The 10,779-nt window shown below is 67.9% G+C and carries 10 protein-coding genes; 6 read left to right on the top strand and 4 right to left on the bottom strand.

Annotated features, from left to right (window positions below; all coding sequences use genetic code 11):
* The first annotated feature begins 62 nt into the window (after positions 1–62).
* Positions 63–1,007 carry an EamA family transporter RarD gene (gene rarD, locus BMX93_RS04995; RefSeq protein ID WP_091968631.1) on the top strand — a complete coding sequence of 315 codons (945 nt, stop codon included), beginning with the start codon at positions 63–65 and terminating at the stop codon, positions 1,005–1,007.
* Between the two features lie 73 nt (positions 1,008–1,080).
* Entirely contained in the window at positions 1,081–1,602 is a 522-nt protein-coding gene (locus tag BMX93_RS04990) for a cupin domain-containing protein (RefSeq protein WP_091968629.1), read from the top strand.
* A 92-nt stretch (positions 1,603–1,694) separates the two neighbouring features.
* On the opposite strand, the gene BMX93_RS04985 is transcribed toward BMX93_RS04990, so the two are convergent.
* The 3 genes from BMX93_RS04985 to BMX93_RS04975 all read right to left on the bottom strand — a co-directional run bounded on the left by BMX93_RS04985 (position 1,695) and on the right by BMX93_RS04975 (position 5,794).
* Positions 1,695–3,149: a uracil-xanthine permease family protein gene (locus tag BMX93_RS04985; RefSeq protein WP_091968627.1), complete on the bottom strand. Its 1,455-nt coding sequence runs from the start codon at positions 3,147–3,149 to the stop codon at positions 1,695–1,697.
* A 146-nt stretch (positions 3,150–3,295) separates the two neighbouring features.
* Positions 3,296–4,348 (bottom strand): YdcF family protein, encoded by a 1,053-nt coding sequence (locus tag BMX93_RS04980; protein ID WP_091968624.1) that lies wholly within the window; start codon positions 4,346–4,348, stop codon positions 3,296–3,298.
* A gap of 231 nt (positions 4,349–4,579) precedes the next feature.
* Positions 4,580–5,794, bottom strand: a complete 1,215-nt coding sequence (locus BMX93_RS04975; protein WP_091968622.1) for an MFS transporter — start codon at positions 5,792–5,794, stop codon at positions 4,580–4,582.
* A 142-nt stretch (positions 5,795–5,936) separates the two neighbouring features.
* On the opposite strand from BMX93_RS04975, the gene BMX93_RS04970 reads away from it, so the two are divergent.
* Positions 5,937–6,254 (top strand): ArsR/SmtB family transcription factor, encoded by a 318-nt coding sequence (locus BMX93_RS04970; protein ID WP_091968618.1) that lies wholly within the window; start codon positions 5,937–5,939, stop codon positions 6,252–6,254.
* Between the two features lie 56 nt (positions 6,255–6,310).
* Here BMX93_RS04970 and BMX93_RS04965 read toward each other — a convergent pair whose 3' ends face one another.
* Entirely contained in the window at positions 6,311–7,876 is a 1,566-nt protein-coding gene (locus BMX93_RS04965; RefSeq protein WP_245725740.1) for a dolichyl-phosphate-mannose--protein mannosyltransferase, read from the bottom strand.
* A gap of 111 nt (positions 7,877–7,987) precedes the next feature.
* Between BMX93_RS04965 and rsmI the strand changes: the two genes are divergently transcribed.
* From rsmI to rsmA, 3 genes are read left to right on the top strand one after another with little or no spacing between them, the layout of a single operon-like run.
* Positions 7,988–8,839: a 16S rRNA (cytidine(1402)-2'-O)-methyltransferase gene (gene rsmI / locus BMX93_RS04960; RefSeq protein ID WP_425438759.1), complete on the top strand. Its 852-nt coding sequence runs from the start codon at positions 7,988–7,990 to the stop codon at positions 8,837–8,839.
* Positions 8,836–9,873 carry a TatD family hydrolase gene (locus tag BMX93_RS04955; protein WP_091968614.1) on the top strand — a complete coding sequence of 346 codons (1,038 nt, stop codon included), beginning with the start codon at positions 8,836–8,838 and terminating at the stop codon, positions 9,871–9,873. Before rsmI ends, BMX93_RS04955 begins: the two co-directional genes overlap by 4 nt.
* The gene (rsmA, locus tag BMX93_RS04950) at positions 9,866–10,735 is read left to right on the top strand and encodes a 16S rRNA (adenine(1518)-N(6)/adenine(1519)-N(6))-dimethyltransferase RsmA (RefSeq protein WP_091968612.1); all 870 of its coding nucleotides are present in this window, start codon (positions 9,866–9,868) and stop codon (positions 10,733–10,735) included. The genes BMX93_RS04955 and rsmA overlap by 8 nt, the downstream gene beginning before the upstream one ends.
* The last annotated feature ends 44 nt before the right edge of the window (positions 10,736–10,779 follow it).

Raw genomic sequence — 10,779 nt, 5'->3', positions numbered from 1 at the left:
GGAGCTGTCCCATCGCCTGGCCGCCGGACCGGGGCCCTGCCCCGCCATGGAAGAATCCGGGGGTGAACGAGGTCGAGCAACGCAACGGTGCCGTCTACGGTTTCGCCGCATACCTCATCTGGGGTGGTTTCCCGCTGTTCTTCCAGTTGGTACGGCGCAGTGGCGCGTTCGAGATCATCGCCTATCGGATCGTCTTCTCCCTCGCCTTCTGCCTGCTGCTCGTCGCCCTGACGCGCGGCTGGCGACGTATCCGGGAGATCCTCTCGAATCCCCGCGGGCTGGGTCTCCTGGCGCTCGGCGGGTTGCTCGTCATGATCAACTGGACGGTCTATGTCTGGGGTGTCAACAACGGGCACACCATCGATGCCGCCTTGGGCTACTTCATCAACCCCCTGATGTCCGCCGTGCTGGGAGTGAGCGTGCTGGGGGAGAGACTGCGTCGTGCGCAGGTGGTGGCCTTCGGTATCGGCGCCCTCGCGGTCGTCGTGCTCGTGGTCGGCTACGGAAAGGTCCCGTGGGTCGCTCTTGGCGTGTCCACCAGCTTCGCGCTGTACAGCCTGGTGAAGAACCGGGTGGGCCGGCGGGTCGATGCGCTGAGCGGACTGGTCATCGAGACCGCCAGCGTGTTTCCGCTGGCAATCGCCTATCTGTGGTGGCTGGGCGCTGCCGGCGGCTCGACCATGGGCTTCGCCGGCGGCTACGGCTGGCTGCTTGTGCTCTCGGGACCGCTTACGGCGCTGCCCCTCCTGCTGTTCGCGGCGGCGGCCTCGCGCGTGAGCCTCACGATGATCGGGATCTTGCAGTACATCTGCCCGATGATGCAGTTCTGCATCGGCTGGCTGGTCTTCGGGGAGCGCATGCCGATCAAGCGGTGGATCGGGTTCGCGCTCATCTGGGTGGCCATTGCGGTCTTCGCGGCAGACTCGGCCCGGCGAAGCACGATCGGATCGGTGCGCAGGCCCCGGATCGCCGGCCGGCGATCCCAGGTCTCGCAGGCCCGCCCCTAGGCACGGGCCCCGAGACCACCTGCGCCCTCGAGACCACCTGCGCCGGCCTTGGGATCGGCCCTAGCCTGGCTCCATGAGCGAGCAGACCCCCCAGTCTCGGATCGTCGAGCCCACCAAGCATGTCATCGCCGACAGCCCCACGAACCCGGGCAACTCCGTGCCGGTCCTTCACTATCGCCAGGCGGTCCAGTCCACGGGGGACCTCACAGTGGAATTCGACCAGCTGTTCACCCGGCACCGCTGGCTCGGCGCGTGGACGGCCCAGCTCTACGACGTGGACCATGTGCACCCCGATGCCTTCGAGGTGCTCGGCATCGTGCGGGGTGAGGGAGTCGTCGTGTGCGGGGGTGTGCCCGGCACGGGCATCGACGTAGCACCCGGCGATGTGCTCGTCATTCCGGCAGGTGTCACGCACCGGTCCGGCGCCGGCCCACTGACCGTGGTGGGAGCCTACTTCGAGGACGCCCGGCCGAGCACAGTGAAAGTAGCGGGATCCGACACGGTGATGATGGCCGAGCAGGCTGCCAACGTGCCCGCCCCGGACATGGATCCCATCTTTGGCGACAACGGGCCGCTCGAGAGGATCTACGCCTAGTGCCCGTGACGTGCCCTGTGCACTGATGGCGACCTGTGACGCGCATGTGCATTGTGGCGTGCGCGAGACGCGCACGGCTGCGTCGGGGCGCTTCAGGCCTTCTCGTGAGCGGTGCCCGCACCGATATCGGGCTGCTCGGAGTACATGCCGGGCGCGTCCAGCACGATGCCCGATCCGCCGGCCGCATCGCGCAGCGTCTTCGGGGCGATGAGCCGTGCCAGGTGGTACATCACGACGGTGACGATGGTGCCCAGCGCGATACCGCCCAGCGTGAAGTGGTTGCCCACGACTATCGAGACATTGCCGATGCCGATGATGAGGCCAGCCGCAATCGGCACCAGGTTCACCGGATTGCCGAAGTCGACGCCATTCTCCTTCCAGATCTTTGCGCCGAGCAGGCCGATCATTCCGTAGAGCACCACGGTGATGCCACCGAGCACTCCCGAGGGGGTGGCCGAGATGATGGCGCCGAACTTGGGGCTCAGCCCGAAGAGGATCGCGAAGAGCGAGGCCACCGCGTATGCCGCCGTCGAATAGACGCGGGTCGCGGCCATGACGCCGATGTTCTCGGCGTAGGTGGTGGTGGGCCCGGCGCCGACGAAGGTGGCCAGCATCGAGGTGAGGCCGTCGCCGGCCAGGGCACGCCCCATCGAATCGTCGAGTGACTTCCCGGTCATCTCGGAGACGGCCTTGATGTGACCGGTGTTCTCGGCGATGAGCGCAATGATGACCGGAAGCGCGATGAGCGCGAAGGCGAAGTTGAAGGTCGGGGTGTGGAAGCCCACGACATTGTCGGGCGAGCCGAGTTTCCAGGTGGACAGCTCGGTGACGGGAGGAAGCCCGATCCACTTCGCGGATGCCACCTTCGTCCAGTCGACGCGGAAGACCCGACTGATCGTGCCATCCGCCCCGGTCTGCGTCATCGGGCCCGCCAGCAGGTCTTCGAGCCAGCTCAGCAGATAGCCGAAGACGAGGGCCAGGAAGATCGCGATCCGGCCGGCGAAGCCGCGCAGGCCCACCGACATGAGGATGACGGCGATCATCACTACCAGAGCCGTCCACTGATCCTTCGGCCAGTAGGACGAGGCCACCACCGGAGCAAGGTTGAAGCCGATGAGCATGACGACGGCGCCGGTGACTGCTGGGGGCAGTGCCCTGCGGATGGGGCCGGAGCCCATGAAATGGATGATGAGGCCCACGATGAACAGGCCAACACCACACCAGAACATCGCGCCCGAGACATGGGTCGGGTTGCCGCCCTGCGCATAGATCGAGGTGGCGACGCCGACGAAACTCGCCGAGCTTCCCAGATAGCTGGGCACCTTGTTCTTGACGACGAAGAGAAAGATGAGAGTGGAGATGCCACTCATCATCACGGCGAGTTGCGGGTTGAGCCCCATGAGCAGCGGGAAGACGAATGTGGCGCCGAACATGGCAACCACATGCTGGGCGCCGAGTCCAATGGTCTTCCCCCAGCCGAGCCGCTCATCGGGGGTGACCACCTCCCCGGGGAGCAGCTTGCCGTTGTTGTGGAGTTTCCAGATCATCACGCACCCTTCCGCTGTGGCCGACGGACAGTGTAGGGGGCGCATGGGTCGCTCCTGTTACGCCGGGAGGAGTGAGATGGGGCGATTCCGGCGTTCCCGGGCAGGCAGGATGGGTGTGGTTTCCCCATGACCGGCTGGAGCGGTGCTCACGTCGCGAAACGCAGGATCACGATGATCAGCACCGAGGCGACGGCAACGCAGATGTTGAGCGGCCAGCGGTAGGTGAGGATCGCGAGGTACTCGCGGATGAACGCCCCCGGCGCGTAGAACCAGGCCGTGGGGGCACCCACGACATGGATGCTGCCGAGCCCCAGATCCGCCGCGAGGACATCGGTGCGCGTCGCATGGTACGAACTCGTCACGGCCAGTACCGGCCCCTCGATGCGGCGCTCACGCAACAGGGCCGTCGAGTTGACGAGGTTCTCCCGGGTGTTGCGGGAGGCGTCCTCGACCAGGATGCGCTCGGGTGCGACGCCGTGATCGCGCAGGTACTCCGCCATCGCGGCAGCCTCGGATCGCGGCTCATCCTCGCCCTGGCCCCCCGACACGAGGAAGAGCGGTGCCCGGCCGTCGACGGCCTCCTCGGCTGCCAGCTCCCGCGCCCGATCCAGGCGGGTCGCCAGCAGCGGCGGGACCTTCCCGCCGATGAGTCCCGAGCCGAGCACCAGCAGCACATCGGGATCGGGCACCTTCTGGCGCCCTCCGAACACGCGGCGCACCACCCACTGGGCTCCCAGCACGACGAGGAAGCCGCCCAGATACAGCCCGAGGAACAGCAGCAGCACCGCCACCGTCCCCGACCATGCCGAGCCGAGCTCGATGAGGTACCCGGCGACGAACGGCAGGGCCATGATGAGCAGGCCGGTGCCCAGCGCCAGGAGGCCCGGGCGTGAACGCGGACCCTCGTGGACGAGAGTCACAATGCCGTCGACGATGAGCAGCACCGGCAGTGCCAGCAGAGCGAGAGTGACAGCCAGGACGACCAGCCCGGTGATGAAGGTGCCTATGGCGCCCGCGATGGGGTTGAGCTGGTTCCCGAGCACGTGCAGCAGGATGGCGAGCGCGCTCACCGTGATCAGCAGGAGGATCCCGCACCGCAGTCGTCGAGGGTCCCGGCGCACCGAGACCAGCAGGGCGGTGGTGCTGGCCGCCGCAAAGGCGAAGGCCAGCAGAAGTGCTACCAAGTCGGAGGACGCCATGTCTGGATTCTGTCATCGTGACATGGTCGGTTTTCGTGGTGAAGCCGACCCTCGCACAACCAAAAGTGGGCATGTGAGGCCGGCTCTGTCACTGTTGCGGGTGGCCGGTCTGTGGCGCCCGATTCTGGTTGCGGCTGGCTGTCAGGCCTCAGCCGTTATGACTCGGCACTCCGGTTCCGCTCCCCACGGCGATCGGCTGGACACATGGACCGGCCCCGGATACCGCGGGAGCTACGCGCGTTCCTTCAGGCGCCGGCTGGTGAAGACGGTGGTCAGCGCGAGTGCTGCGGCGATGAGACCGAGCACGGTGTAGTTGTGCGTGAGCGCAACGACGAGGGCGGCGACCGACGCTGCGGCGAACTGGGCGAGGTACTGGGCCGAGCCGTTGAGCGCCAGCACGGTGCCCTGTGCCCGGGGATCGAGGGTGGCGGCGAGCGTGGTGAGCGCCGGGGTGCCCGCCACGACGCCGACACTCCACACGAAGTTGCCGAGCACGGACAGCTGCAGTCCCGGCGCGAGCACCATCGTAAGCACCCCTGCGATCGCTATGACGCCGCAGATGACCAGATAGGTGCGCGCGCCACAGCGCGCCAGCAACCGGCTGCCGAAGACCGAGGCCAGCGTCCCGGCAATCCCGACGGCGAAGACGATGCCGGACATTCCCGCGGTCGAGACAGCGAACCTGGTGTGGTAGAAAGCGCCGATTGAGGTGAACAACACCGCCTGCCCCCCGGTCCACAAGAAGGTGCAGGCGAACACGAGAAGCACCAGTGGGTTCGTCACCGTGGTGGCAAGCAGTTTCGAGATGGCCGAAGACGCTCGTGGCTCCGAGGGCTGCTGGGGCATCCCCTCGAAGATCCGTGCCGCGGGAACCAGGCAGACGAGCGCGGGAATCGCGATCACGTGGAAGACCCACTGCCAGCCGACTGCGGACGCCAGCAGCGCGCCCAGCGGGACGCCGAGCACCGTGGACAGCGGCATCAGCGATGTGACGAGGCCGATGTTCGCCCCACGGGTCTGTTGCGTGGATCGGGCCGAGACCTCGCCGAAGACGACGGGCATGATGGAGCCGGCACCGATCCCGGCGACCGCGCGGCTCGCCAGGGCGAACCCGAAACCGGGAGCAAAGCCGGTCAGCGCGGTACCGACGGCGAATACGACGATCCCGCTCACGGCCACGCGCCGCCGGCCGGTCCGGTCGGCCATCGCACCGAAAACGGGGCTCGTCATGGCATAGCCGAGCGCATACGCGGAGATCAGCAGGCTCGCGGCCGCGATACCGGTGCCCCAGTGGGAGAGCATCGCCGGGGCAATCGGTGCGACCACCATCGAGTCGCTGCCCACCAGGAAGGCGAGAACCCCGCCGACCGCGATGGCCACTCCCGGGCGTCGCCGAACGAGTGCGGTTTCATCCTGCTGGACGGCAGAGTCTGGTCTTGATGTCATGGACGGTCCATTCCGAAGACGAGATGGACACCGAAGCGGAGATGTTCGGTGTTCGTAAAACACAGTACACCTCACATAGTATGGGTAACCGACGAGACGTCACAACGGATCTCCGCTGTGCCCGCCGAGAAGGAAGGAAACGATGACACCGCAGTCACTGCCGCAGCCAGCCGTGGAGGATCTCGATCTGTCCGACGTCCTGCACGCGCTGAGCGACCACAGCCGGCGCACGATCCTCACTGTCTTGGCGTCCGGGCCATGCCGTTGCGGGAGCTTAGGACTACCTCTCGCGAAATCGACGGTCTCCCATCACTTCAAGGTGCTGCGCGAGTGCGGCCTGATCCATGTCGAAGCCCGCGGAAACACCCGGACCGCCACATTGCGCCGAGATGACATCGAACAGCGCTTCCCCGGGCTGCTGGCCGTCACCGGCATTCTGGACGCAGCACTGCAGCGCTGAGGGCCCACCGCCGTCCAGCTGGCAGTCCTCAGTTCCGATTCCGCAGTGCTGCCGGTTCAGATCCAGCTGCGGAACCACATGCGCAAGAGCCACGCCTTCCGGGTCATCAGTTGATCGGTGAGGATCGGGTAGATGAACATGAAATTCGCGATGACGAGGACCGTTACTGCGGTGACGATGATCGTCCCGGTTCGCCGTCGCTGCGGTGGCGCGTCTGTGGGGCCGAGTATCTTGCCGAGGATCATCGCGAGCACTGTCGCGGTGAACGGGATGATCATGATCGCGTAGAAATAAAAGGTGGGACGGTCGGCGTTGGGAAACCATCCGATCCACGTGGCGGCGCCGGCGATGATGGGCACCCCGAAGCGCCAGTCGCGCCCGCCGACCCAGAAGAACAGGCCAGCGATGACGGCCAGGGCCGCGAACCACCACAGGAACGGTGTCCCCACCCCGGAGATCACCCGCAGGCAGGTGTCGTTCACGGCCTTGCAGCCGTCCACCCCAGGCTGGATGTCATTCACCGCGTCGATCCCGATGACCCGGCCGATGACCGGCCAGCCGAAGGGATGGGCTTGGTAGGTGTGGGTCTGGTGGGCGATCCACGTTCCGGTGTGGAACGCGAAGATCTCCTTGTGGTACTGCCACAGACTGGCCAGTGGCGCGCCGATGATCTTCACGAGCGGATCGTCGGGGTGCTGGGCACCCCACTGCCGGTCATAACCTCCCTGCGTGAACAGCCAGCTCGACCAGGTGAGCAGGTAGACCACCATCGCCAGCACGACCATCGTCGCGGCGTGCGGAACACCCTCGCGCCACAGTGAGTGGAACGCACTGCGGCGGGCACCGGCCGTGAGCCGGGCGCGGTAGTCGAAAACAAGGCTCAGCACAGCGAAGCACGCCAGGACGTACACCGCATTCCACTTCGATCCGCAGGCGAGCCCGAACAGCACGCCTGACAGCAGGCGCCATGGCCGCCACAGCAGGAGGGGCCCATAGCTGCCTGCCAGATTGAGCGCCCCGTGCTGTCGCAGATGATCGGCGAGGCGGTGCCGAAACCAGTCGCGGTCGGCGAGCCAGGCGGCGACCGCGGCGACCGTGAAGAAGGCCTGGAAGATGTCGAGGAGCGCGATCCTGCTCATCACGAAACTCAGTCCGTCCACCACGATGAACAGGCCTGCCAACCCGCCGATGAGCGTCGAACGGGAGAGCCGGCGGGCCATTCGGACCACGGCGCCGATGAACAGCGAGCCGATCACCAGCGAGGCGAACCGCCAGCCGAACGAGTTCATCCCGAACAGGTGCTCGCCGACCGCGATGAGCCACTTGCCGACCTGGGGGTGCACGATGAACTCGGCCGATTTCTCCCAGATGTCGGTGGTGCCGGCGGCGATCTGCGGATCGGCATTGGACGGCCAGTTGCGTTCATAGCCGAAATGGAGAATCGACCAGGCGTCCTTCGCGTAATAGGTCTCGTCGAATTCCAGCCGGTTCGGACGCGAGAGATTCACCAACCGGATGAGGAATCCGATGACGACGAGGACGGCAGTGACGATCCAGCTCCGCAGTTCGTCGCGGCGCAGCGCTGCGCCGTCGTCGAGCTTGTCGATGGTCGACGGCAGCACGTCACGCAGTAGGCGCGGTGACGGCGAATCGATGGCAACGGGCTGCGGACTCACGGCGTCATCCTAGGGGCCCAGCCCATGAAGACCGGTCCGTCCGGCTATCGTCGCGGGGTGGACACCAGTGCTGTGGGACGACTCGTATTGGCCGGCACCCCCATCGGTGCGGCCAGCCAGGCTTCGCCGGAGCTGTGCCGCACGCTCGCGGACGCCGATGTGATCGCCGCCGAGGACACCCGCCTGTTGCGTACCCTGCTCGCCCGCACCCAGACCCAGACGCAGGCCCGCATCGTGAGCTATTTCGAGGGAAACGAGGCGGAGCGCACCCCCGGTCTGCTCGAGGACCTGCTGGCCGGCGCCACCGTCGTCGTCGCGACCGATGCCGGCATGCCCTCGGTGAGCGATCCGGGCTTCCGGCTCGTCGGTGCCGCCATACAGGCGAGCGTGCCGGTCACCTCGGTACCCGGCCCCAGCGCCGTCACCACGGCCCTGGCCGTATCGGGACTGCCCTGCGACCGTTTCTGTTTCGAGGGCTTCCTGCCCAGGGGCTCAGGCCCCCGCAAACGCCGCCTCGCCGAGCTGGCGGCGGAGCCACGCACGATGGTCTTCTTCGAGGCCCCGCATCGCCTGGCAGAATTCCTCGCCGACGCCGCCGCGGCTCTGGGACCCGAGCGTCGCGCGGTGCTGTGCCGCGAGCTCACCAAACCCTGGGAGGACATCATCCGCGCCAGCCTCGAGGAACTGACCCGGTGGGCCGAACGCCATGCCCGAGGCGAGACGACGATCGTCGTCGCGGGACGCCCAGAGCGGGCGGGCGAGGGTCTGGCCGACGCGCTCGAGATCGTTGCCGAGCGGATCGGTGCCGGCGAGCCGCTCAGCTCTGTTGTCAGCGAGGTGGCGGCACTCACCGGAGTACGGCGCAAAGAGCTCTACCGCGCGGCCCTGGCAGCCCGGGACGCCCGATGAACGCCGCGCGGCCGCCATCGAGCGGGCCCGGCCTCACCGTGCTGGGCGAGCAGGGGCCGGTGGCATCGCACCTCATCGACGAGGAACTCGCCCGCCGTGGACTGCCTGGCCTTCCCGAGCCTCTGCCGGGCCCTGTCGCCGACGACCACACCCATCTCGACGCTGTGCAGGAGATCTCCGGACTCGATCCCGAGTTCACCCTGGCGGCCAGCGAGTGCGTGGGTGTCACGAGGGTCGTCCAGGTGGGCTGCGATGTGGCGAGCAGCCAGTGGGCGCTCGACTTCGCCCAGACCCACGACCAGGTGGTGGCAGGCGTCGCCGTCCACCCCAACGACGCTGCGCGGCTCGTCGAGCGAGAGGGCGATGCCGCGCTGGATGCAGCCATCGGGCGCATTGCGGAGCTTGCCGGCCATGAGCGCGTCCGGGCGGTCGGGGAGACCGGCCTGGACTACTTCCGGACGCGCGACGAGCGGCAGCAGGCGATCCAGCGCCGGGCGTTCGCCGCGCACATCGAGCTCGCGAAGGCCACCGGCCGCACCCTGGTGATCCATGACCGCGACGCCCACGAGGACGTCTTGGCGGTCCTGGATGCCGAGGGCTGGCCCCGCGCAACGGTGCTGCACTGCTTCAGCGGTGATGCCGAGTTCGCGCGGGCCTGCCTCGACCACGGTGCCTGGCTGAGCTTCGGTGGATCGATCACCTTCAAGCCGAACGAGGAGCTGCGCCGGGCGCTGGCCGCCACGCCCGCGGACCGGATTCTCGTGGAGACCGACGCTCCCTATCTCACCCCGGTGCCGCTGAGGGGCCGGCCCAACGCGCCCTATCTGGTGGCCCACACCCTTCGCTGGATCGCCCATCTGCACCGCGGCGGCGCCCTCGCCGCCGGTCCACAGGTGCCTCGCGGCGAGCTGGAGGAGTGGTGCCGCCAGATCGACCACAACACCGACGAGGCCTATGGCGGGCACTGGGGCCCGGCCGTCGGGTCACCCGATCATGAGCCTGCCACGGGCGGGATCGAGCCGCGTCATGGCTGAACTGCTCGATCCGAGCACGCTGCGCCGCTATGCCCAGACGCTGGGACTGCGTCCTACGAAGACGCTCGGACAGAACTTCGTCGTCGACGCCAACACGGTCCGCCGGATCGTGGCGCTGGCCGAGGTGGGCGCCGACGACGTGGTCCTGGAGATCGGCCCGGGGCTCGGTTCCCTGACGCTGGGCCTGCTGGAGACGGGTGCGCAGGTCACCGCGGTGGAGATCGACCCTCTGTTGGCCGGTGCGCTGCCCGCCACCACAGCGAGCCATCAACCGGACCATGCGGGCCGGCTGCGGGTGGTGGGTGCCGACGCGATGACCATCGACGAGCTGCCCGGCCCGGCTCCCACCCGGCTCGTCGCGAACCTGCCCTACAACGTCTCCGTGCCCGTCCTGCTGCATGTCCTGGCCCAGTTCCCCAGCTGGACCGCGGGGCTGGTCATGGTGCAGCTGGAGGTCGCCGACCGGCTGGCCGCCGAGCCGGGTAGCAAGGTCTACGGCGTGCCGAGTGCGAAACTCGCCTGGTACGCCGATGCCGTGCGTGTCGCCACCGTGCCCTCCAGTGTGTTCTGGCCGGTGCCGAAGGTGGCGTCGGGGCTGGTCCGCCTCACCCGCCGGGAACCGCCGAGCACCACGGCGAGCCGTCAGCAGGTCTTCGAGGTCATCGATGCGGCGTTCAACCAGCGGCGCAAGATGCTGCGCTCCGCCCTGGCGGGCCTCGCGGGAAGCTCGGCGGCGGCCTCGGCGGCCATCACCGCTGCGGGCCTTGACCCGACTGTGCGCGGCGAACGGCTCGATGTGGCGCAGTTCGCGGCCATCGCCGAGCAGCTGGCGCGGCCGGCCGGCCGGGGGCCGCGCCGATGAGAGCCACCCCATCCGCAGCTGCCCGAGCCTTGCCGCGCGAGCGC

This window comes from Propionibacterium cyclohexanicum, assembly GCF_900111365.1.
In the GTDB taxonomy this organism is placed as follows: domain Bacteria; phylum Actinomycetota; class Actinomycetes; order Propionibacteriales; family Propionibacteriaceae; genus Propionibacterium; species Propionibacterium cyclohexanicum.
This window is presented reverse-complemented; position numbering and strand designations above follow the sequence as displayed.